General features: G+C 64.4%; 29 protein-coding genes and 2 tRNA genes. 24 read left to right on the top strand and 7 right to left on the bottom strand.

The annotated features are described in order from the left end of the window. Nucleotides 1-36: 36 nt before the first annotated feature. Both ACGHX3_RS10370 and tadA read left to right on the top strand, forming a co-directional pair. Entirely contained in the window at nt 37-1,008 is a 972-nt protein-coding gene (locus ACGHX3_RS10370; RefSeq protein WP_394694898.1) for a Dyp-type peroxidase, read from the top strand. Nucleotides 1,009-1,013: 5 nt separating this feature from the next. Then, entirely contained in the window at nt 1,014-1,508 is a 495-nt protein-coding gene (tadA, locus tag ACGHX3_RS10365) for a tRNA adenosine(34) deaminase TadA (protein WP_394694897.1), read from the top strand. Here tadA and ACGHX3_RS10360 read toward each other — a convergent pair. Beyond that, nucleotides 1,505-1,969, bottom strand: a complete 465-nt coding sequence (locus ACGHX3_RS10360; protein ID WP_162337965.1) for a DUF2721 domain-containing protein — start codon at nt 1,967-1,969, stop codon at nt 1,505-1,507. The genes tadA and ACGHX3_RS10360 overlap by 4 nt on opposite strands. 100 nt (nt 1,970-2,069) lie before the next feature. On the opposite strand from ACGHX3_RS10360, the gene orn reads away from it, so the two are divergent. Further along, nucleotides 2,070-2,633, top strand: a complete 564-nt coding sequence (gene orn / locus ACGHX3_RS10355; RefSeq protein ID WP_162337966.1) for an oligoribonuclease — start codon at nt 2,070-2,072, stop codon at nt 2,631-2,633. Between the two features lie 122 nt (nt 2,634-2,755). Here orn and ACGHX3_RS10350 read toward each other — a convergent pair whose 3' ends face one another. Next, nucleotides 2,756-3,712, bottom strand: a complete 957-nt coding sequence (locus tag ACGHX3_RS10350; RefSeq protein WP_394694896.1) for a mechanosensitive ion channel family protein — start codon at nt 3,710-3,712, stop codon at nt 2,756-2,758. A gap of 93 nt (nt 3,713-3,805) precedes the next feature. Further along, the gene (ppsA, locus tag ACGHX3_RS10345) at nt 3,806-6,178 is read right to left on the bottom strand and encodes a phosphoenolpyruvate synthase (RefSeq protein ID WP_394694895.1); all 2,373 of its coding nucleotides are present in this window, start codon (nt 6,176-6,178) and stop codon (nt 3,806-3,808) included. Between the two features lie 154 nt (nt 6,179-6,332). Between ppsA and ACGHX3_RS10340 the strand changes: the two genes are divergently transcribed. Continuing rightward, the gene (locus ACGHX3_RS10340; protein ID WP_213604242.1) at nt 6,333-7,154 is read left to right on the top strand and encodes a pyruvate, water dikinase regulatory protein; all 822 of its coding nucleotides are present in this window, start codon (nt 6,333-6,335) and stop codon (nt 7,152-7,154) included. Nucleotides 7,155-7,270: 116 nt separating this feature from the next. Further along, the gene (locus ACGHX3_RS10335) at nt 7,271-7,753 is read left to right on the top strand and encodes a DUF1249 domain-containing protein (protein WP_394694894.1); all 483 of its coding nucleotides are present in this window, start codon (nt 7,271-7,273) and stop codon (nt 7,751-7,753) included. A 21-nt stretch (nt 7,754-7,774) separates the two neighbouring features. On the opposite strand, the gene ACGHX3_RS10330 is transcribed toward ACGHX3_RS10335, so the two are convergent. Further along, nucleotides 7,775-8,002: a hypothetical protein gene (locus tag ACGHX3_RS10330; protein ID WP_213604244.1), complete on the bottom strand. Its 228-nt coding sequence runs from the start codon at nt 8,000-8,002 to the stop codon at nt 7,775-7,777. 137 nt (nt 8,003-8,139) lie between these two features. Next, nucleotides 8,140-8,215: transfer RNA gene (locus tag ACGHX3_RS10325), tRNA-OTHER, on the bottom strand. Between the two features lie 126 nt (nt 8,216-8,341). Between ACGHX3_RS10325 and ACGHX3_RS10320 the strand changes: the two genes are divergently transcribed. From ACGHX3_RS10320 to ACGHX3_RS10230, 19 genes are all read left to right on the top strand, one after another. Continuing rightward, a complete protein-coding gene (locus tag ACGHX3_RS10320; protein WP_394694893.1) occupies nt 8,342-9,616 on the top strand; it encodes a tyrosine-type recombinase/integrase in 1,275 nt (424 codons plus the stop codon). 48 nt (nt 9,617-9,664) lie between these two features. Continuing rightward, on the top strand, nt 9,665-9,883 hold the full coding sequence (locus tag ACGHX3_RS10315) for a hypothetical protein (protein ID WP_394694892.1): 219 nt from the start codon (nt 9,665-9,667) through the stop codon (nt 9,881-9,883). Next, nucleotides 9,880-10,128 (top strand): hypothetical protein, encoded by a 249-nt coding sequence (locus ACGHX3_RS10310; RefSeq protein ID WP_394694891.1) that lies wholly within the window; start codon nt 9,880-9,882, stop codon nt 10,126-10,128. The genes ACGHX3_RS10315 and ACGHX3_RS10310 overlap by 4 nt, the downstream gene beginning before the upstream one ends. A gap of 1 nt (nt 10,129) precedes the next feature. Further along, entirely contained in the window at nt 10,130-10,666 is a 537-nt protein-coding gene (locus ACGHX3_RS10305) for a hypothetical protein (protein ID WP_394694890.1), read from the top strand. A gap of 141 nt (nt 10,667-10,807) precedes the next feature. Beyond that, nucleotides 10,808-11,014, top strand: coding sequence for a helix-turn-helix transcriptional regulator (locus tag ACGHX3_RS10300; protein ID WP_394694889.1), 207 nt, complete (start codon nt 10,808-10,810; stop codon nt 11,012-11,014). A 195-nt stretch (nt 11,015-11,209) separates the two neighbouring features. Next, nucleotides 11,210-11,443, top strand: coding sequence for a hypothetical protein (locus ACGHX3_RS10295; protein ID WP_394694888.1), 234 nt, complete (start codon nt 11,210-11,212; stop codon nt 11,441-11,443). After that, nucleotides 11,433-12,194, top strand: a complete 762-nt coding sequence (locus ACGHX3_RS10290; RefSeq protein WP_394694887.1) for a helix-turn-helix domain-containing protein — start codon at nt 11,433-11,435, stop codon at nt 12,192-12,194. The genes ACGHX3_RS10295 and ACGHX3_RS10290 overlap by 11 nt, the downstream gene beginning before the upstream one ends. Then, a complete protein-coding gene (locus ACGHX3_RS10285; protein WP_394694886.1) occupies nt 12,191-13,027 on the top strand; it encodes an ATP-binding protein in 837 nt (278 codons plus the stop codon). The genes ACGHX3_RS10290 and ACGHX3_RS10285 overlap by 4 nt, the downstream gene beginning before the upstream one ends. Nucleotides 13,028-13,072: 45 nt before the next feature. After that, complete coding sequence (locus ACGHX3_RS10280; protein ID WP_394694885.1) at nt 13,073-13,696, top strand: hypothetical protein; 624 nt, start codon at nt 13,073-13,075, stop codon at nt 13,694-13,696. Nucleotides 13,697-13,706: 10 nt separating this feature from the next. After that, nucleotides 13,707-13,904, top strand: a complete 198-nt coding sequence (locus ACGHX3_RS10275; protein ID WP_394694884.1) for a hypothetical protein — start codon at nt 13,707-13,709, stop codon at nt 13,902-13,904. Further along, on the top strand, nt 13,901-14,560 hold the full coding sequence (locus ACGHX3_RS10270) for a hypothetical protein (RefSeq protein WP_394694883.1): 660 nt from the start codon (nt 13,901-13,903) through the stop codon (nt 14,558-14,560). Before ACGHX3_RS10275 ends, ACGHX3_RS10270 begins: the two co-directional genes overlap by 4 nt. Continuing rightward, nucleotides 14,557-14,973, top strand: coding sequence for a DUF5681 domain-containing protein (locus tag ACGHX3_RS10265; protein ID WP_394694882.1), 417 nt, complete (start codon nt 14,557-14,559; stop codon nt 14,971-14,973). The genes ACGHX3_RS10270 and ACGHX3_RS10265 overlap by 4 nt, the downstream gene beginning before the upstream one ends. Then, the gene (locus ACGHX3_RS10260) at nt 14,960-15,160 is read left to right on the top strand and encodes a hypothetical protein (RefSeq protein ID WP_394694881.1); all 201 of its coding nucleotides are present in this window, start codon (nt 14,960-14,962) and stop codon (nt 15,158-15,160) included. Before ACGHX3_RS10265 ends, ACGHX3_RS10260 begins: the two co-directional genes overlap by 14 nt. Next, nucleotides 15,157-15,426: a hypothetical protein gene (locus tag ACGHX3_RS10255; RefSeq protein WP_394694880.1), complete on the top strand. Its 270-nt coding sequence runs from the start codon at nt 15,157-15,159 to the stop codon at nt 15,424-15,426. The genes ACGHX3_RS10260 and ACGHX3_RS10255 overlap by 4 nt, the downstream gene beginning before the upstream one ends. Continuing rightward, the gene (locus ACGHX3_RS10250) at nt 15,423-17,912 is read left to right on the top strand and encodes a hypothetical protein (protein ID WP_394694879.1); all 2,490 of its coding nucleotides are present in this window, start codon (nt 15,423-15,425) and stop codon (nt 17,910-17,912) included. Before ACGHX3_RS10255 ends, ACGHX3_RS10250 begins: the two co-directional genes overlap by 4 nt. Before the next feature lie 27 nt (nt 17,913-17,939). Next, nucleotides 17,940-18,584 (top strand): hypothetical protein, encoded by a 645-nt coding sequence (locus ACGHX3_RS10245; protein WP_394694878.1) that lies wholly within the window; start codon nt 17,940-17,942, stop codon nt 18,582-18,584. Nucleotides 18,585-19,318: 734 nt separating this feature from the next. Then, nucleotides 19,319-19,615 (top strand): hypothetical protein, encoded by a 297-nt coding sequence (locus tag ACGHX3_RS10240; protein WP_394694877.1) that lies wholly within the window; start codon nt 19,319-19,321, stop codon nt 19,613-19,615. An 11-nt stretch (nt 19,616-19,626) separates the two neighbouring features. Next, complete coding sequence (locus tag ACGHX3_RS10235) at nt 19,627-19,995, top strand: hypothetical protein (RefSeq protein ID WP_394694876.1); 369 nt, start codon at nt 19,627-19,629, stop codon at nt 19,993-19,995. Nucleotides 19,996-20,070: 75 nt separating this feature from the next. Continuing rightward, a complete protein-coding gene (locus tag ACGHX3_RS10230; protein WP_394694875.1) occupies nt 20,071-20,331 on the top strand; it encodes a hypothetical protein in 261 nt (86 codons plus the stop codon). 20 nt (nt 20,332-20,351) lie between these two features. On the opposite strand, the gene ACGHX3_RS10225 is transcribed toward ACGHX3_RS10230, so the two are convergent. Next, nucleotides 20,352-21,389 carry a hypothetical protein gene (locus ACGHX3_RS10225; RefSeq protein WP_394694874.1) on the bottom strand — a complete coding sequence of 346 codons (1,038 nt, stop codon included), beginning with the start codon at nt 21,387-21,389 and terminating at the stop codon, nt 20,352-20,354. A 205-nt stretch (nt 21,390-21,594) separates the two neighbouring features. Next, nucleotides 21,595-21,670 (bottom strand) — tRNA-Glu (locus ACGHX3_RS10220). Nucleotides 21,671-21,721: the final 51 nt, after the last annotated feature.

Here is a 21,721-nt window from a genome sequence, read left to right as displayed (position 1 = left end):
ACGCCGGGCCAGGAGTCACGGTAAGGGAGCATGCAGATGTCCGATCAGAGCTGGGATCGCGTGCCAATCGATCCCCAGAGCATCGATGCGCCGCTGTCGCTGGCAGCGGTGTTCCTGGTGGTGACCGTCGATCCGGAGGCCACCGCGCTGGCGCGTGTTTGCACGGTACTCGATGACCTCGACGATCTGGTCAAGACCGTGGGATTCCGCGATCTCTCCGCACGGCTTTCCTGCATCGCCGGCATCGGACGCGGCCTCTGGGACCGCCTTGACGATACGCGAAGGCCCGCTGAACTGAAGCCCTTTGCGGCCATGCAGGGTGCAGTCCACAACGCCCCGTCCACACCGGGTGACCTGCTGTTCCACATCCGGTCCGAGCGGCAGGATCTGTGCTTCGAATTCGAGCGCTTGCTGCTCGACGCGCTGCGTGGTGCCGTGTCGGTCGTCGACGAGGTGAGCGGCTTCCGGTATTTCGACGCGCGCGACCTGCTGGGCTTCGTGGATGGCACGGCCAACCCGACCGGGATCGATCTGCCGACCTCCGCGCTGGTCGGCGCCGAGGACGCGGCGTACCGGGGTGGCAGCTACGTCGTGGTGCAGAAATACCTGCACGATCTGGGCGCCTGGTCCAAGGTGCCGACCGATGTGCAGGAGGCGATCATCGGGCGTACCAAGGTGGACAACGTCGAGATCGATGACGCCGCCGCGCCGCGGAAGTCGCACAAGTCGCTGGCGACGGTCGTCGATGCCGAAGGCAACGAACACGACATCCTGCGCGACAACATGCCGTTCGGACGCCCAGGCCAGGGCGAGTTCGGCACATACTTCATCGGCTATTCGCGCTATCTGTGGGTGATCGAAAAGATGCTGGAGCGCATGTACGTGGGCGACCCGCCGGGAGCGTACGACCGGCTGCTGGATTTCTCGGTGGCCCGCACCGGCACCACGTTCTTCGCACCGACGCGCGCAACGCTGCAGGCCCTCGTGCAACGCGCATCCGCGGGATGAGCGGGATGGCGCCCGACCCCGTGTCCGCCACTCGCACCGATGAGCAGTGGATGCGCCACGCCTTCGCGCTGGCCGACCGCGCCGAGCGCGAGTTCGACGAGATCCCGGTCGGTGCGGTGCTGGTAAGCCCTGAGGGGCAGGTGCTGGGCGAGGGCTGGAACCGCAACATTCTCGACCACGACCCGAGCGCGCACGCCGAGATCGTGGCCATGCGCGAGGCGGGCGGGGCGCTGGGCAACCACCGGCTGGTCGGCTGCACGCTGTACGTCACCCTGGAGCCGTGCGCCATGTGTGCGATGGCGCTGGTGCACGCGCGGGTCGCGCGCGTCGTGTATGGCGCGTCAGACCCCAAGACGGGTGCCTGCGGCAGCGTATTCGATCTGGTTGCGGATCCGCGCCACAACCATCGAATCGAGGTCGTGGGCGGCGTACTGGGCGAGGAGGCCGGACGCAGGCTGACCAACTACTTCCGCGCCAAACGCGGACGCCCGCTGATCTAGGGCGTCGGGAATTTCCGCTTCACCTTGCGGTGGTCCATCTCTTCGTTGATCGCGGTGACCGCGAGCGTCGATTCGCGCGCGAGCAGCAGGCTGGCCGCCAGCATCGCCACCACGCCCAGCGCCGCCAGCCAGGTCGGCAGCGAACCCAGCCGATGGCCGGTGAACGTATCGACGGCCACGGCGAGGCTGGTGCCGACGAAACAACTGATCGCCGCGTAGAGCAACTGGCCCGCGCGCAGGATGATCAGGCTGCGCCGGCGCTGGAGCGCGATGCGCTTCTCGAGCAGTGCGCGATCCGTCTCGTCTTCCGCGTCGGCCAGTTCGCGCAACAGCGTGCGAGCGCGATCGATGATGCGTGCCAGGCGGTTGTTCGCCGACAACAACAGCGAGGCCGTCGCCGTCAGGAAGAACGCCGGCGCCAGCATCGCGGTGAGCACGGCATGGTCGGTGGAGGGATTCATGGGCCGGTCGCCGGGATGGTCTGCGTTATGATGACACGATGCGGTGCTGCCGCACGCCCGGTGTGGCTTCCCGGGTCCTCCTTCCGTCACGGACTGCTGCATGGCCTCGAACAACGCGCACAACGACCGCCTGATCTGGATCGACCTCGAAATGACCGGGCTGGACACCGATCGCGACTCGATCCTCGAGATCGCCACGGTGGTCACCGACTCGAAGTTGAACGTGCTGGCGGAAGGGCCGGAGTTCGCCATCGCCCATCCGGTGTCGGTGCTGGAGGCGATGGACGACTGGAACCGCAACCAGCATGGCCGCTCGGGACTGTGGAAGCGCGTGGTGGAGAGCGACGTTTCGCTGGGCCAGGCCGAAGCGCAGACGGTGGCCTTCCTCAACGAGTGGCTGCCGGCCGGCGCTTCGCCGATGTGCGGCAACTCGATCTGTCAGGACCGCCGGTTCCTGCACCGGCTGATGCCGCGGCTGGAGAAGTACTTCCACTACCGCAACCTCGACGTCAGCACGCTGAAGGAACTCGCGCGCCGCTGGGCGCCGCAAGTGCTGGAGGGCGTGCGCAAGCAGGCCAGCCACACGGCCTTGAGCGACGTGCGCGATTCCATCGAGGAACTGCGCCACTACCGCAGGCACATGGCGGCGCTCGCCGGCGAGTGATGCAGCGTGCGCCATGCGCACGCCCCTTTGGGGTCATCATCTCGCGTCGTGCGCACGCCGCACGCTACGTGTGGAGCACGGGCGTTTGATACCCGCATCGCGCTTCGTTCGCGCAGCGCACGCTATGCCGGCGGTTTCGCCACGTCGCCATCGTCGGCGACCCCTTTGGTGATCAGGTCGGTCAGCGGCGTGCCGTCGGCGTTGTGGTGGTAGACGTTGAGGTCGCGCTGCGGGTAAGGGATGTTCAGGCCGTTGCCGATGATCTCGGTGCGCACCGCCTCGGTCAGGTCGCTCTTGGTTTCGCCAAAGTCCATGGTCCTGGTCCACGCCAGCAGGATCAGGTCCACGCTGCTCTCGCTGAGCTTGGAGACGATGACGCTCGGCACCGGGTCGGCCAGCACGCGAGGATCGTCGTGTGCGATCTTCAGCAGGATTTCCTTGGCGCGCTTCAGATCGTCGTCGTATCCCACGCCGACCGGAATGTCGATGCGGCGCTGCGGCTTGGCGGTGAAGTTGATGATCGGCGCCGTGGTGATCAGGCTGTTGGGCAGCACGATCAGGCGGTTGTCGACGGTGCGCATGCGCGTCTGGAAGATGCGTACTTCCTCGATGATCCCTTCCAGGCTGGCCGCCTGCACGAAGTCGCCTTCGCGGAACGGGCGCAGCACGATCAGCATCACGCCCGAGGCGATGTTCGACAGCGAATCCTTCAGCGCCAGGCCGACCGCGAGGCCGGCGGCGCCGAGCACCGCGAGCATCGAGGTGGGATTCACGCCCAGCGAGGTAAGGGCGGTGATGATCACCAGTACCATCATTGCGGCGTAGCTGGCGCGGCGCAGGAAACCGCCCAGCGTGGCATCCGCGTGCGTGCGCCCGAGCACGCGCTCCAGGCCTGCGCTCAACCGCTTCGCCAGCCACATGCCGACCAGGAAGATGAGGACGGCCGCCAGCAACTTCAGTCCCCACGTTTCCAGCATCTGGAGCCAGTCGATGCCGCGCAGTTCGCGCATCAGCGCTTCCGGTTCGGCGGACATCCCGGCGGGGAGGGGTGCAGCGGGGGCAGTGGCGGGGACGGACATGGGCACTCCTGAAATGCAGCACGCCCCATCAGGGGCGTGCCGGGTTTGCGGGAGGATGGTACCTGCCTTTGCGTGAAAGCGGTCGCCGGCGTCTCAGCCCGCCTTGGTCTTCGCCAGCCTCAGCCAGGTGTCGACCACGGTGTCGGGATTCAACGACACCGACTCGATGCCCTCGGCCATCAGCCACTCGGCCAGGTCCGGGTGGTCGCTGGGACCCTGGCCGCAGATACCGACGTACTTGCCCTTGCTGCGTGCGGCCTTGATCGCCATCGACAGCATCTTCTTGACGGCCGGATTCCGCTCATCGAACAGGTTGGCGACGATGCTGGAGTCGCGGTCCAAACCCAGCGTCAGCTGGGTCAGGTCGTTCGAGCCGATCGAGAAGCCGTCGAAGATGTCGAGGAATTCCTCGGCCAACAGGGCGTTCGACGGCACCTCGCACATCATGATGATCTTCAGGTCGTTCTCGCCCTGGCGAAGGCCGTGCTTGGCCAGCACCTCGATCACCTTGCGGCCTTCTTCCAGCGTACGGACGAAGGGGATCATCACCCAGAGGTTGTCCAGGCCCATCTCGTCGCGCACACGGCGCACGGCCTGGCATTCCAGCGCGAACGCCGGTTCGAACGACGGATCGACATAGCGGCTGGCGCCGCGGAAGCCGATCATCGGATTCTCTTCATGCGGTTCGTAGCGCGTGCCGCCGATCAGGTTGGCGTATTCGTTCGACTTGAAGTCCGACAGGCGCACGATGACCGGATGCGGCGCGACCGAGGCGGTGATCGTTGCGATGCCTTCGGCCAGGCGGTCCACGTAGAAGCTGACCGGGTCGGCGTAGCCGGCGGTCTTGGCGTCGATCTTCTTGCGGACGTCGAGCTCCTGACGGTCGTACTCCAGCAGCGCCAGCGGATGCACGCCGATGTGGCTGGCGATGATCATCTCAAGGCGTGCCAGGCCGATGCCGGCATTCGGCAACTGACCGAAATCGAACGCGCGCTCCGGGTTGGCCACGTTCATCATGATCTTCAACGGCGCCGGCGGCATGGCGGCCAGGTCGGTCGTCGTGCGTTCGAAGGGCAGGGCGCCGGCGTAGATGAAGCCGGTGTCGCCTTCGGCGCAGCTGACGGTGACCTCGACGCCGTCTTCGATCAGGTCCAGCGCGTTGCCGGTACCGACCACGGCCGGCACGCCCAGTTCGCGCGCGATGATGGCCGCGTGGCAGGTACGGCCGCCGCGATTGGTGACGATGGCGCTGGCACGCTTCATCACTGGCTCCCAATCGGGGTCGGTCATGTCGGCGACCAGCACGTCGCCGGGCTGCACGCGCGCCATGTCGTCCAGCGAGCGCACCACGCGGGCGACGCCGCTGCCGATCTTCTGGCCGATGGCGCGGCCTTCGGCGATCACTTCACCGCGCTTTTCCAGCGCATAGCGCTCGATCTGCGTGGCCTTGGCGCGCGACTTCACCGTTTCGGGGCGCGCCTGCACGATGAACAGCTTGCCGGTCACGCCGTCCTTCGCCCACTCGATGTCCATCGGACGGCCGTAGTGCTGCTCGATGACCAGCGCCTGCTTCGACAGCTCGTGCACGTCCTCGTCGGTGATAGAGAAGGTGTTGCGCAGGTTCGCCGGCGTGTCCTCGGTGCGCACGCGTTCGCCCGGCACATCGGAATACACCATCCGCAGCGCCTTGCTGCCCAGCGAGCGGCGCAGGATCGCCGGCTTGCCCTGCTTCAGCGTGGGCTTGTAGACGTAGAACTCGTCCGGATTCACCGCGCCCTGCACGACCATCTCGCCGAGGCCGAAGCTGGAGGTGACGAACACCACATCGCGGAAACCCGATTCGGTGTCCAGCGTGAACAGCACGCCCGACGCGCCGACGCCCGAGCGCACCATCAGCTGCACGCCGGCGGACAGGAACACGTCCTCGTGCTTGAAGCCATGGTGCACGCGGTAGGCAATGGCGCGGTCGTTGTAGAGGCTGGCGAAGACTTCCTTCACCTTGTGCACGACATCGTCGGCGCCGGTGACGTTGAGGAAGGTTTCCTGCTGGCCGGCGAACGAGGCGTCAGGCAGATCCTCGGCCGTCGCCGAGGAACGCACGGCCACCGCGATGTCGCCGCCGCCGTTTTCGGCAGAGAGTTTCGCGTACGCCGTGCGGATGTCGGCATCCAGGTCCGGCTGCAACGGGGCGTCGATGACCCAGCCGCGGATCTCCTTGCCGGCGGCGGTCAGCGCCGCCACGTCCTCGACATCCAGCGTGGCCAGCTTGTCGAAGATGCGCGTGGACAGGTCGTTGTGCGCGATGAAGGCCTTGAAGGCTTCCGCCGTGGTCGCATAGCCTCCCGGGACCGAGACGCCGAGGTTGGCCAGGTGGCCGATCATTTCGCCCAGCGACGAATTCTTGCCGCCGACGCGGGCCAGGTCGGCCAGGCGCAGCTCGTGCAACCACAGGATGTTCTCGTTCAAGCGCAATGCTCCGAAGCAGGCCGCGCCATGCCGATGACCATCGGCGTGGGGTGCCGTGTCCATGGGGAAAGAGGCGATATGATGCAGTGCATACCAATTGCAGACAAGCTTGATCTGACGGGGGTTTCCATGGTGAAGCAGGGAAGGGGCGGGCATGTCTGAGTTGCGCCCGGTGTTCTACGTCTCCGATGGCACCGGTATCACCGCCGAGACCATCGGCCACAGCCTGCTGACCCAGTTCGCCGGCATGCGTTTCCAGACCGACCGTCTGTCCTTCGTCGACGACGAGGAGAAGGCACGGGACGCCGCGGACCGCATCCGCAGGACCGGAGAGCGGATGGGTGCGCGCCCGATCGTGGTGAGTTCCTGCGTCGATCCCGCGCTGAGTGCGCTGATCGCCGAGAGCGGAGCGCTGATGCTGGATGTGTTCGCGCCGTTCATCGAGCCGCTGGAACGCGAGCTGGGCGAGCAGCGGCAGTCGCGCGTGGGCCAGGCGCATGGCCTGGTCGATTTCGATACCTACCACCGCCGCATCAACGCGATGAACTTCGCGCTGACGCACGACGACGGCATGGCGGTGAACTACGACGAGGCCGACGTGATCCTGGTGGCGGTGTCGCGCGCCGGCAAGACGCCGACCTGCGTCTACCTGGCGCTGCATTACGGTATCCGCGCGGCCAACTACCCGCTGACCGACGGCGACCTGGAAACCGACCGTCTGCCGGCCCGCCTGCGTCCATACCGGCGCAAGCTGTTCGCGCTGACCATCGATCCCGAGCGCCTGCACCAGATCCGGCAGGAACGCCGGCCGAACTCGGGCTACGCGAAGATGGAGACCTGCAAGCGCGAGGTCGCGGCGGCGGAGGCGATGTTCCAGGTCGAGCGCCTGCCGACCCTCAGCACGACCAACAAGTCGATCGAGGAAATCTCCAGCAAGGTGCTGTCCACGCTGGGCCTGCAGCGGGAAATGTACTGAGTCGAGAGGCCTCGGCGGCAGGTGAAAAAAGGACGCGCCAGGAATCCTTAACTTAGGCCGCACGCGGCAGCACGTCAATGCTGCCGCGGCGGGGATCCGCCGTGTAGGATCGACCCATGTCCCAGGCCCTCGCACGTACCGCACGCATCCCCCGATTGGGCCGTTTCGGCTGGTTGATGGCGCTGTATGCGGAGAACCACGCGCGACTCACGCGCCTGTTCGCGCCTGAACACCTGCAGGTGGGGACGTACGTGTCGAGCATCGGCGATGGGCTGGATGTGCGGCTCGAGGTGATCGAAACGCATCGCTATACGGTAGAAATGCGCCTGACCTACGACATCTGCGACCCGCTGACCGGCGAGCCGGATCCCTCCGCGTTCGTCCGCCTGTACCGTGACGCGCACCAGGCCGAAGCGACGCACTGCTATGTCGGCAAACGCTGGCAGGACGTGATCGGACTGTACCCGCCGCCCGCGGAGGTCATCAGCCACCGCATGCGCATGAATACCTTCCTTGGCAAGTGGCTCGAGTATCTCGGCGAGCAGGGGCACGGCGAAGCCACCCTGCATCCCGCGGGGGCAGTTCGCGACGTCGCATGACGATCTGTTCCTTGTGCTGCCTCATGCGAGGCGCATGAAGCGGATCGCGTTCAGTCGACGTAGCCCGTGATGCGCATCGCGCGACAGGTTCATCACATCGATCGCCCCGACGGTTTCCAGTTCCAGCAGGCGCTGCGCCAGCGCGTCGAAGGCGGCGGCATCCAGTCCAAGCGATCCCGCGGTCCATCGTGTGTCGCGGTGGATGGGAAGTTGCGATACCAGTTCGTCAGCGAGGGCGTTGTGGGTCATCGCGGCGGGCTCCTCCGGGCGTGATGACGCTTCTACGCCGCCCGGGGTAAGTGCCGCGTAAACGCCCGCGAAAGTCGCGTTACCATCCGTCGCGAGCGCAAAAAAAGAGGCCCGGTTTCCCGGGCCTTCTGAAAAATTGGCGTCCCCACGGGGATTCGAACCCCGGTCGCTACCGTGAAAGGGTAGGCCGAATCGTCCGCTAGAGTCCGTCATCGTCCGCCAGAATCGGCCTGTAGGCCTTGCCCCTATTGCATTTCATATCCGTTGCTGTACGGTAGCGTCCGTGGGGGTTCGCCCCGGTGTATTCCCCAAAACGCCCCAAGAGCGACGGACGCTACCGTGGCACGACTCCCCAGAGAATCCCGACTCGAGACACGCGAAGCGCGCATCAAGCTCGCGGCGCGATCCGAGCCGTACTGGCGGCAGATCGTGCCGGGCACCTTCGTCGGTTACCGCAAAGGCAAGAAGGCGGTGGCGTGGGTCGCGCGGCAGCGGCAGGCCGATGGCTACATCGAGCAGCGCATTGGTACGCCGGACGACCACGCTCCGGCCGATGGGCAGGTGGTGCTGAGCTACGCGCAGGCGGTGGCGCTGGCCACCACGCTGCAGGTCGAGGAGCGCGCGCCGCGCCCGAAGCACTACCGGGACGGCCTCACGCTCGATCGGGTGCTGACGGCCTATTTCGACGAGCATCTGGCCGGTAAGGGGTCCGAGACGATCGCCAGGCAGTCCTGGGCGCTGCACGGCGCCGAGAGCATCGGCCGCAAGCTGGTGACCGCCCTGGACGCGCCAGCGCTGCGGAAGTGGCACAAGGCGCTGGCCACGAAGGCCCCGGTCGTCCGCGGGAAGGTCCAGCCGTTCGACCCGGCGGATCCGGAGCAGCTCCGCGGCCGCAAGTCGACGGCGAACCGAAATCTGACGATCGTGAAGGCGGCGCTCAACTACGCCTGGGCCAATGACCGGCTGCCGTCGGACCTGCCGACCTGGTGGGTGAAGGTTGCCCCCTTCGAACTCGGGGACGATCCGCCGCCGCGGATGCTGGAGCGGGACGAGATCACTCGGCTGCTCAACGCGGCGCCCGCTGACCTGCGAGAACTGCTGACCGGTGCGCTCATGACGGGCGGGCGCCGCGGCGAGCTGGTGGCGCTCCAGGTGCGCGACTACAGCGCCGACCACGGCACCGTGCGCCTGCACCAGTCCAAAACCGGGAAGACCCTCCTGCAGCCGCTGACGCCGGAGGGCGAGGCGTTCTTCCAGCGAGCGACGGCCGGCAAGGGGCCGTTGGAGCCGATCTTCACCCGGGCCGACGGCCGAGCCTGGGGCAGGGACGACGTCACCAAGCCCATGGCGGCGGCGGTCGAAGCCGCCAAGCTGGACGACGTGAGCTTCAAGACCACGCGCGCGACCTACGGGAAGCTGCTGCTGGTCGCCACGAAGGACATCGAGATGGTGGCGCGGGCGCTGGGACACAGCGACAGCCGCATCACGCGCAAGCACTACGCACAGTATTTGCCGAATGAAGTCGCCAAAGCCGTGGCCAAGATGCCGCGCCTGGGAGTCTTCGCAGGCGACAACGTATCTCCACTGAAGGGGAGAAAGCGGCGCGCCGGGTGATTGAGGCACCCGGCGCGCCTTCCACAACCGTCAATTGAGGTGACGACCATGGCAACAGAAATTGTAGGCGACAACATCGAAATCCTTGAGAAGATCGATCAGGCGATCGCCATCCAAGAGATGGCCTCCCGCGTCGATGGGGTTAACGAGGAAGACTTCGACATGCTTCAGCGGAGCTGCGCGGTAACGTTCCGCCTGCTGGAGGAAGCGAAGTCGCTGCTCGTGCAGCGTTCCGCAGTCGCCGCGCTGCCTGGCAGTCAGTCATGAGCGCGACTATTCTTCGCTTTCCGACGGACGTAGCCGAGGACGTGAAGACGGCTAGAATTTTTCTGTCGGCTACCGCCCGCCTGGGCTGGAGCATGAGTTTTCAAGAGGTCCTCGACATCGTTCGGGAAAGTCGCAACGTGCCACTGAGTCCTGAGTTGGAGGAGGTCGCTCAGCGGGTGGCGAAGGCGCTCTCGCTTGAACTCAAGCCAAAGCTTGGTCAGCTAAAGGCAGATCTGGGGCCGTGAGATGAAAGAGAGGGACGTCTCCAGCCTCAGGAGGAAGCACCGCCAGAAGGAAGTGGCGGTGCTCAATCTCACTCGAAACTCCAGTGAGAAAGAAGTGTGGGATGAGTTGATCCGCGTCATTGAGGCGCTGTTCGAGCACTTCAATGTGGCGAAAGAGAACCCATTTCAGTTGATTCTTGAAATGGGCCTCGACGCAGGATATCTGCGGCCGGCGCTTATCAAGCGTGCTCCTGGTGCGAGGCCCCACTGGTCCGTGAGAAGTAGCGTCAGGCTATGGACCACGGTGGAAGTGCTTCTGGTGAAGCACCGGAAGTTCGCAGCCAAGTGGGGCGTGAAAAATGCTATCGAGCTGATCGAGGTAGGTATCGCTGAGGGCAAAAAGGAGTGGCCCTATAACGAGTGGCCAGCCGAAACCGGTCTGCGGGCTCAGTACTATCGAGCCCGCAAGCTCCCTGAGGTCAGAGCCCTCATGAAGCTGGCAAAACTCCCACCCGAAATCTGGCTGGACACCTTCGAGCAGATGTCGCTGACGCCTTAAACGAATGTGTTGCAGATTCCAGGTAGGGGAATTTTTGGACACGGTCCGATGTGAATAATCAGGCTCCAACTGGCGCTCCGTTGCGGTTCGCCAGTTGGGTGAGGCCAATCCCGGCGCACCCGATCCATTCGAGGGTGTGCCATGCATGTATCCAGCCTCCCATCGCGCGAGGAGTGGCTCCGGGCCAAAGAGGTCCTGGCCGTCCTGCCGATCGGAAAGACCGCCTTTTACGACGGCATCAAGCGCGGCCTGTACCCGGCTCCCACCAAGTTCGGCAGGTGCAGCCGCTGGCGCCGGCACGACATCCAGAACCTCTTGGATAAGGGCGTCGCCCTGGGTGGCGCGTGATGGTCGCCCGCAGCGCACCGGCGCTCACCGGTCCCGAGATCTACGCCAGCAGCTCCCAGAAACAGCAACGCCGCCCGGCGAGGGGCGGCGCTGGTACTGCTCTGAAGCTGAGGAAGTTCAACTACGCGCAACGGGGCAAGACTAACAGCGAGCCCACGGCGATGGAAGCGGCCTTCGCCAAGGCGGGGGTGACTCATGCTTGAGTCTCAGATCCCCGCCTACTTGGCGGCCATCATGCCGACGGCCGAAGAGCTGCGCGCCGCCATTCCCGACATCAATAGCACGCTCCAGAAGCTGCTGGACGAGGTGTCCGCGGCGCCCAATCCCGACAACGTCGTCAATGCGGTGTTCGCCCTTGAGGGCGCGCGCCGGCACCTGTTCCTGCTGCTGGAGCAGCTGAACAGCGACGGGGGCGCAGATGTCCAATGAGCAATTCAACCTTCTTGCTCGATGGAAGCTGGTTCGACAGGCCAGCACGAACCGCCGTCTCTCTGCGGGGGACATTGCCGTGCTGATCGCCATTCTCGATCGCATGAACGCCGAGGGCTTCGCCTGGCCGAGCCTGAATCGCATCGCCGAAGACGCGCTCATCTCGCGCGCGACCGTTGTCCGCAGCGTAAAGACACTGGTCGAATCGGGCTACCTGGAGAGGGACAGCGGAACCCGGATCGACTCGAACCGTTACCGGATGGGTAGGTGCACGGATGAGCCTACAGGTGGGCGCAGCGGTGAGCCTACCGGTAGGTGCACGGATGAGCCTGGGGTAGGCGCAGGCGTGAGCCTTGAGGTAGGCGCACGGATGAGCCTCAAACCTACCCAGGAGAACATACCCATTGAACCTGCGAGGCTCGCACGCGACAAGGCGGCTTCGGCTGACGCCTTGCCGCAGTGGCTCGATCCTGCCGCTTGGGATCTCTGGAAGCGTCACCGCGGTAGGAAGTTGACCGACCTGGCGGCAAGCATGGGCATCAAGCGGCTGGAGACGCTGCGCTGCGAGGGCCATGACCCGGCCAAGCTGATCGAGCTGGCAGTCGAATCTGGGTGGCCGTCCTTCTACCCGCGTGAGTCAACGCGCTATGGCGCTGTACCCGTTGGCGCCCTGCCCGGTGACCAGCGCGCAGCGGCTGACGTGCACGCGGCGAATGAAGCCGCCATCGCGCGACTGAAGGGGGCGGCATGACGGACTTGGACTTCATCGCGGAGTGTCCGGAACACGGCCCGTACACCGGCGTCAGGGGCTGGACCGGCTCACCCGCAACCTATTGCAAGGACTGTCACAACTGGGCGCGAACGCTTGAGGAGATCCACCGGCTTGATACGCACTACTACCAATGGTGGCTGCAGCGTGCTGGCATCCCGCATCGCTATCGCAGTGCAACTCAAGACAGCATCAAGCCGCTGAGCGCGTCAGCGAAGCAACTGCGGCTTGCGGTGGAAGGTTATTCCTCGGCGATCTTGGAACAGGTCGGCGAGGGCAAGGGCCTAACGCTGCTTGGGCCGCCCGGGACAGGCAAGACCTTGGCGCTGATCGCTATCACAAATAAGGCTTGCCGGTGCTTCGACCGTGTGGTCTATGCGGTCTGGCCCGATGTTCTGGCATCTGTGAAAGACAGTTACGGGCGCAAGGGCGGGAAACGTGGCGAAGACATCTTGGCTCCCTTGTACGACGCCCCGCTGCTCGCGCTGGATGAGCTGGCCATGGGTATGTCATCGGAGTTCGACCACGGCGAGCTGTTCAAGCTGATCGACTACCGCTACCGCAACACGCTCACGACCTTGGTGGCGTCCAACGCCACGGAGCAGACCTTCGGCAAGTCAGTGGGTGATCGGGTTGCCGATCGCCTGGATGAAACGAACGCGCGACTCTCGCTGATCGGGGAGAGCTTGCGTAGTCATCCGCTGCCTGCTGGCAACCCCGCCTTCCCAGAAGTACCTCGCACGATCACCACGAAGCAGCATGAGCGTGGTCAGTGGAAGGAGAAGGTCTATGAGCCCCCGTACCCCGTCTTTTGACCCATCGCGCCTGCACACATCAGGCGATCAACAGGAGAAACAACAGTGAATGCACTGAAGAAGCTGTTCCAAAGCAAGACCACGACCTCCAACGAGTTCGCCACCGCGATGGCGGACGTGGAGCTGCAGCTGGCCCGGTCGAAGGCTGACCTGGAGGCCCTGCTGGAGACCTACGGCGACCGCGTCGCCACGGCCAGCAGCCCGGCCGATCTGCAAAAGGTGGAAGACGAGATCGCGCAGGCTCGCCGGCTCCTGGAGCGCAACGAGCACCTGCGCGCCAGCATCCAGCGGCAGCTGGACGCCGCGCAGGCTTCGGAGCAGGCGGCGCACACCGCTGCGCAATGGGTCGCCTGCGAGGAGGCGCTGACGGCGCGCGATGCCGCGATCTCCCGCGTTCAGTCCCTCGCCCAGAAGCTGGCGCAGGCGATCCTGGAGGCCGATAGCAAGGCGGCGGACGCTTGGCTGGCCGTCCCTGACGTGGTGAAGGGCAAGCACTGGAACACGCAGGTAGCGGCGTTCACCGCCAACACCCAGGCGGTGCTGCTCGAAATGGAAATCGCAGTCGGCCCCGAGGACCCGACGCTGGTCCGCAAGACGCTGCACGAGCGGGCGCTGGAATCGACCAGCGAGCTGCTCGCCCTGCGCAACCCCACCAAGCTGGCGGCCTAAGGAGCGCGACATGGCTGACCGCTACTACTCCGGCAACCTCGGCGCCGATCTCCCGCTGGACATCACCGAGAGCGCCACCGCAACGCCTGCCGCCTTCGTGGATGTGCGGGTCACCTACACGGCCGCCGGCGCAAACAAGCTCGAGGTGGCCAAGCTTCTGGATGCGGTGAAGAACCGGATTCTGGAAAGGAACTGGCCGCCCGTATGAGCATTGAGACCGCAGCCCCGCAGGCGGACGTGCCTGCACCAGCTCCGGCGCCCGCGCCGGCGTTGGAAGCGCCCCCGGTGGTGGGGGAGACCGTCACCGCGAGCATGGACACCGCGCCAGCCTGGCCCGAATGGGCGCCACCGCTGCCGGAGGACCAGGGCGAACTGCTGGCATTGAAGCGGCCGCCCACGTTCGAGGAGACGATCGCCGCGATCGACACGCCGGCGCACTCGCCCTTCGATTACGTCTTCCCGCCGCTGCTGGTGCAAGACGCGGACGGGATGCCCGACGGGGACGAGATGCAGGCCATCGCCGGCGTCCGCTCGATGCTCTGGCATTCCGGCCTGCCCAAGGTCGACGGTGACGGACTCATGCAGGCCATCGCTGACGAATCGCACCGCCTGGGCGAGCGCATGGACCAAGCCACTTTCGAGATGCACGAGCGGCAGTCCGACGCGGCGCTGCGCGGAATCTGGGGCGATCGCTACGACTCCCTGCGCGGGAAGCTGGAGGACCTGTTCGATGAGCTCGGCCGAAAGACGCCTGGCGGCATCGAGCCGCTGTTGGAGGCCAACTGGCACGTGCTCATCTCGCCGCTGGTGATGAACCGGCTGCTGCAGCACGTCGACCGCCTGGAGCATCGGAGGCGCAAGTGAGCCGATTCCAGCCCGGACAGAGTGGCAACCCGAGTGGCCGAACGCCCGGCTCGCGAAACCGCGTGGGCGCCGCGTTGGACGGCTTGTTGTCGGAGGCCGACCGCAAGGCCGTCGTCCGCAAACTGGTGGCCAAGGCGAAGGGCGGGGACGTGGCGGCCGCCACGGTCATCGCCGACCGCTTCTGGCCCCGCCTGCGCCCTCAGGCGGCAACCGTCACCGTCGACCTGGGCGAAGCCAGGACGCTGGTGCAGAAGGCCGAGGCCATCGCCGACGCCGTCGCGGGCGGCGAGCTTCCCGCGGACATCGGCGGCGACCTGCTGCAGGCCCTGGCGGCCATCGCGCAACTGCAGCGCATCACCGAGCTGGAAGCACGGCTCGTCCAACTGGAGGAATCCCTCAATGCGCAGTCTTGAGCAGCTGGAAAAGCGTCTGGCGCGACTGGAAGAGGCCGCCGACGCCATCAACCGCCCGCAAGTGCATGTCATGCGCGGTCCGAACGGCACGCAGGAGGCCGCGTTCGCTGCCTACCGTTCCAGTACGCCGCCGGCGCGGCGCGCATCCCTCGTCGTATTCGTTCGCACCTTTGGAGCTACCGCATGAACAACGTCAATGCACTAGAGCGACGCATCCAGAAGCTGGAGGAGCAGGCACGAAACAGGGCGGACGATGCCCTTCGCCAGGCCCACGGCATCGGCTTCTTCCATTTCTCGCGCAGCCCTGAGCAGGCAGCCGAGTTCAAGCGCCGTCTGGACGCGTGTCCGCCCGGTCTTCGCCCGCGTCATGTCCTGCACATCAAGGTCTGGCGGGGATCGTGGAAGGAAGCATCCGCAAGCCCTACCTTTCGAGTGCTGGATACGCTGCCGTGACCAAGAAAACGCTTTGCCATGAGCTGATCGAGGAGGCGACCGGTCGCGCCTTCACCGCTGCCGAGGTTGATCGGTTCAAGCGCCGGTTTGAGCGCCGCGCGGCACGCTTGAGGGAGTCTGAGATGGGGCTCAGCTACAACGATTCGCTGGCCAGGGTCGTAGATGAGTTCAAGCAAGAAGCGGAAATGATGCTGGCGGTGTCGCGACGAGAGGTTTTGCTAGACCAACTCCGTCGCATGGATGCCCTTGACCAGTTGGAAGGGCAGTGGAAAGACGATCCGAGCGGCGGCCTGAAGGCCATGCTGGTGGGAACGCAGGATGCCCGAGCAGGCGCACGGCGCAGCATCGGCACCGAAATGACGGCGATGACCGACCAGATGTTGGGCGGGATGGTTGCTGACGTGGCAGCCGTCGAGCCGGCAGCGCTGAAGATCTTTTCCAGCGGCGCCCAAGATGATGACGTCGCCCGCGCTCTCTGGGCGCTCTCCAACGGAGACAAGCTAGACGGTTTCCCGAGCCTGACGGTGGGCATCGCCAAGGCAGTGCGTAAGTGGCAGGAATACAGCCGCGTCACCGCCAACGACGCCGGCGCCTGGATCGGAGAGACGAGGGGCTACATCGTCTCGACCTACCACGACACCAGCCGGATCGCCCGCGATCGCGATGGCTGGATGGAGTACGCGCGCACCCACTTCGATCTCCAGCGCATGGCTGACGAGATGGAGGTGGACATGTCGGACATGCAGAACATCCTGTCGGGCATCTGGCAGGACTTCGCTGACGGCGTGCACATGAAGCTCTGGCAGCCGCCCAAGCCCAAGGGGCCCTGGAGCAACCGCGACGCCGGCAAGGACGTGTCCTGGGAGCGCGTGATTCACTTCAAGTCCGCGGACTCCTGGACGGCCTACAACGAGGCGTTCGGTGCCGGCAATCTGCGAGAGGCGGCGATCTGGGGCCTCCGGTCGCGTGCCCGCGCGGTCGCACTGCTCAACGGGCTCGGTCCGCACTACGAGGCCAACTACGATCGCCTGGGCACCGAGGTGCTGGCCAAGCTGAAGCGCTCGAAGGCGCCGCCGGAGACCATCACCAAGTTCCAGCGCGACGTTCGCCGCTACAAGCGCATGTACCTGGCTGAGCTCGACGGCAGCCTGGACGTGCCTGGCAACGACACGCTGGCCACCGTCAGTGGGACCATCCGCGCGATCCAGTCCATGAGCAGCTTGGGCGGCTCGACACTCTCGTCGGTGTCCGATCTCGGAGTGATCGTGCTCGGGGCGAAGTACAACGGCCTCAACGCGCTGCAGACCGTGTCCCGCGGCATCGGCAACCTGTTCAAGAGCGTGCCGTCCGCGGAACGCCTCGAGCTGCAGGCCGACCTCGGGCTCGCGCTCAACTCGCTGACCGGGAAGCTGGCGCACGGGCGGTTCACGCCAGAGGATGACGTGCGCGGGATGATCGGCAGCCTGCAGCAGAAGTTCTTCACCTGGAACCTGCAGAACAGGTGGACGGATGCCTTTCGGGAGTCCATCGCGGAGATGATGTCCGCGAACCTGGCCAGGCGAGTAGGGGAGGGCTTCGACCTACTGCCCGAGCGCCTGCAGACCACGCTCGGCCTGTACGGCATCGACGCCGGGCGCTGGGATTTGATCCGCCAGGCCGAGCTGGGCGAGGTGGAGGGCTCCAAGTTCCTTTCGCCGAGCGCGCTGGATGACCTGCCGGACCACGCCCTGCAGGGCTATCTGGAGGCCCACGAGCGACCGACCACCGCGGGGGCCATCAAGGACCTCCGGCGAGAGCTGCAGCGACAGCTGCGGTCGTACTTCGTCGACCAGCGGGACTACATGCTGCTGAGCCCCGACGCGGGGACCATGGGCATGCTCAAGCAGGGGACCCAGCGCGGTACGGGCCTGGGCGAAGCCGTCCGCTTCATGATGCAGTTCAAATCGTTCCCCTTGGCCTACACGCACAAGATCATCGGCCGGGAGATCGCACAGGGCGGCATGGCAGGCGTGGCGCAGATGATCGCGCTGACGATCATCACCGGCTACGCGGCGATGGCACTCAAGGACGCCTTCAAGTTGCGGAAGCAGCGAGACCCCACGGACTGGCGCACGCTGGTTGCGGCCTTCAACCAGGGCGGCGGTGCGGGCCTCTACAGCGACGTGCTGTTCTCCCAAGTGCTGGACCGTCGGTTCAAGGACGCGGCCATTTCACTGCTGGGCCCAACGGCCTCGGACGCGAATTCCCTTAGCGACATCATGGCCAGGATCGCCCAAGGCGAAGACGCCGGCGCGGCAACGGTTCGGTTCGTCCAGGGCAACACCCCGATGCTCAACATCTTCTACGCGAAGGTCACGTTGGACTACCTGATCTTCTACCGCATCCAGGAGTGGATGAACCCGGGAAGTCTGCGGCGAATGGAAGAACGTATCCGGGAACAGACCGGGCAGGAGTTCATCGCTCCACCCTCGGAAGTTATCAACTAGCGACAACCACACAAGCGAGGAATCACCATGGCATGGGCACAGATTTGGCAGGGCGTATTTCAGGCAGTAGGGAAACTGGTAGAGGGTCGGCAGCAGGCAAACCAGATGCGCGACGCCGCCAACGTCGAGCAGTGGAACATCGACCAGCAGAAGCTGAACTCGCAGCGCGTGGGTCAGCAGACCAGCGCCCGCGAGGAGCAACTGCGGCGCAACTTCCGCCAGAGTCTCGGCGCACAGCGCGCCGCGATGGCGCAATCCGGCACCGGGTTCGGTGGCACGAACGCTGCCCTGATCCAGCAGTCGACCGCCAATGCCGAACTGGATGCGCTCAACATTCGGTATGCCGGCGAGCTGGAGCGGATGGGCATCGAGAACGACATCACGATGCGCACCTACAACAAGGCCATGCTGCGCAAGGGCGCAAAGAGCGCGATGCGGATGAGGTGGTTCAATGCAGCAGCTGCGGTGTTCGGCGCCAATGGCGCCAGCAGTCCGCCGATGGGCCAGCAGGGCGCGCCTTACGGCCAGGGCGGCATGTACAGCATGGGCAACAACATGAGCAGCTTCATGTCGATGCCGGGTGGATCCGGCAACCGACCCTATGGCGGGTTCCAGCAGTTCTCGCAGTTTAAGGGCTTCGGTGCTGGAGGTCTCAGCGGGTTTGGAGGGTAGGGCGTCTGGCGCAAGGCGCTCGGAGGTGGACAGGCGCAGCACGCTGGGCAACAGCGCTTCCCGCGCGACGTCTGGAGCACGAGGCGACAGGCCCCTCGGCTGGCTCTAACGTCAGGGTTCCGCCATCAGCTCTGAGAAGCCCGCTCCATCTAATTGATTCCATACCCAAGGGCGACAGCCGGGCGGAACGGAACAATTTCCAGTGAAAGGAACGTACTGCCCACCCTCTTTGCGCAGACGCTCATCGGTTTCGGCCGAGAATGCGATCCGATCGCCATGGCGGGGACCGCCAAAAAAGTAGATGTAGTCCTGCATACGCACCTCGCCTGGTTGATGGTCGCAGCGTAGGGAAGAAGCGCCCGGAGCGGGAGTCTTTAAAGCAGTGTCGTACGTCTCAATTCCGGCGACGGGTCAGCGCAATGCTGGCCCCAATGACGAGAAGAACGAATCGAAGACGTTGGGCCATGGCTGGGATCACCTGTTCGTGACCGATACCCGGAGCGAGGAGGAGGGGCGCGCGTCGAGTCGGAGGCGGTCAGGGCCGCAGGGATGTGCTTGGCGCGGACGTAGTGTGGCCAGCCGAAGCTGTGCGTTCTCAGAGTGACGTGAGATAGGCGCACGGACCTGACAGGCGGCTAAAGCCAGAACCCAGGCGGTCGATACCGTGACCAATGGCTGGTTGTATATACGCAGTTCTGTATATACACTTTCTCAACTCGACGGATCGGTGCCACATGCCCAGGGTCATCATCTCGGATGGAATCAGGGCCAAGCTCGCGGCAAAGCACGACGTGGGTGAGCCTGAAGTTCACCAGTGCTTCGCCAACCGGACCGGCAACATCCTGTTCGACACCCGCGAGCAGCACATCACCGATCCGCTGACCAGGTGGTTCATCGCCCCCACCAACAAAGGGCGCCTTCTGAAGGTGTGCTATGTCCCCGATGGGGACTACTACCTGCGTTCGTGCTTTGAGCCGGACGACAACGAACTTGCCTCGTATCGCAAGCACGGCAAGCCAACTGATTTTTGAGGAGCCAACCTATGAACGCTCGCCAGCTTGACCCCACCATCACCGATAAGTGGGAGAACGGAGAGCTGGGCCGTCACGATGAGTTTGTGGCGGTCGCGCCCGAGTCAGAATCCCTTGAGCTTGATTCGGCTCTGGCGATGAAGCTCGTTTCCATTCGCCTCCCGATCCCGCTGATCGAGACATTGAAGGCGATCGCGGGCCACCACGGAATTGCATATCAGCCGATGATTCGCGATCTCTTGATGCGCTTCGCGCGCTCGGAGATCAAGCAGATCGCCGACACCCTTGATGCTCAGATGCGCCAGGCACAAGCATCCGATGATTCGAGCCCGCCAGTGGAAGCATTCATTGAGAGAACGCGAACCGTTGCGTGCCGATGAATGACAAAACCCCGGCCTAGCCGGGGTTTTTTTTTCAGTCTCATCCCGTGGTTTGCGCACCACTACGCTACTGGGATGCTCGCTTGGGATCCCGTCAATCGTTACGGCCAGCACTGGCTGACGCTCCACGGCGTGGAGGTCGTTCTGGTCAGCGAGGGTCCGCCCGGAAGCTGGACCGTCCACGTCAACCGGCAGCGATACATGGAGGCGAGGGTGACCGCCGGGAAGTCGCCGACGCTGGCGCACGCGAAGAAGATGGCCGAGCGGTGGGCCCGGGTGAACCTGGCGAGGCTGGAGGTCGAGGTGGCAGACAGGCTGGCTAGGCGTCGACGCTAGGGCGCTTTGTGTCCGCGCCGCTATCGATTGGAGTTCAGCGTCCGAAGCTCTGCCGATAACTGATCAAGTACTTTCACTTGCTCAAGTCGTAGTTTTTCTTCTTCCGCGGCCAGTTCTTGAATCCTGCTGACAAGACCGTTGTAGCGTTGTGCCAGTTCGTCCGTAGAGAAAATAATCTGATTGCCTTGGACCTGAGTATTTCCTAGCTGATCCGCCATGAATTCGTTCAGATCGGAAGCAACAGAAATTAGTTGTTCTTGGTTGTCGAAAACTCGCGATGATCTAGCATCTCGCTTAGCCTTGCCATTCCGGTATCCGGCGAGAAGGCTTGTGTAAGCGGGGTCTTCGGCCAAGGCAAGTATCTTGGTATCGAATTCTTCAGTCAGGCTTTCGCTGGCATTCCTGTACGTGCTAAGACCTTCGCTGGCGACAGCTAGGGCTTTGCGATTTTCCGAAATACCTTCTTCACTGATCAACCTGTCGGGAGTCAGTATTTCACCAAGGCTGGATATCGATTCGCCGTACGATTTCTCGAGGACCCTTGCCCGTCGTTGGAAGGCTGTGACCAGATCTGAGACGTTCTGAATTGGACTGACGTACGCGGTCACGTCGGGGCGCTGGATCTGGTCCTGAGATTGCTCAGGCTCTGCGCTTGCTCCTTGCACCGCTTTCTTGCGCTCATCGATGGCGTCCGCCATCGCCTCTACAGCACGCCTATCTTTCGCTTGATGGTTGTCATAGTTGCTCGCCCCATAGTGGGATAGCGCCACAACAACCACGACTGATATGGCTGCGGCGGCAAGCGACCTCTTCAGGAACACCAAAGAGACGAGAAATGGGACTGCGGAGGATCCAAGCAAGAATGCCGCGTCCGTATGCTCGCCTCGCGAGTAAGCGCTAGCTATGGTGAGGGCGATGGAGCCACAGAGAAGGCCCAAGACTTCAAGCCCCCAGCGGCGCCTGGGTGCGTTAAGGGCGCGGCTCACAGTGTCCGGTGATCGCGTGGCGCCTATATTGAGATTTGGCCGCGGAGGCGTCGCCAGATGCTGGCGCTCCATCGGTGCTCCACAATGTGGACAAGCAGCAGCGCGATCACTAATTTCTTTGGCGCACTCTGCGCAAGAAATGAGAGCCATCCCTATCCCCTTAGTCTTCCCCGATCGAAATCCTACACCTCGACAAATCGGTTGAGCGGGAATTCCCCAAGCGCTCCCCAAAAGAGAAGGGCCGGGGGTTAACCCGGCCCTAAATGCTTGAAAAGATTGGCGTCCCCACGGGGATTCGAACCCCGGTCGCTACCGTGAAAGGGTAATGTCCTAGGCCTCTAGACGATGGGGACGCACGAAAGTGTTGCCAGATTTTCTTTCCGGACGGCCTATTGTCCGGAAGT

Source organism: Pseudoxanthomonas japonensis (assembly GCF_043632995.1).
GTDB classification, from domain to species: Bacteria; Pseudomonadota; Gammaproteobacteria; order Xanthomonadales; family Xanthomonadaceae; genus Pseudoxanthomonas_A; species Pseudoxanthomonas_A japonensis.
This window is presented reverse-complemented; position numbering and strand designations above follow the sequence as displayed.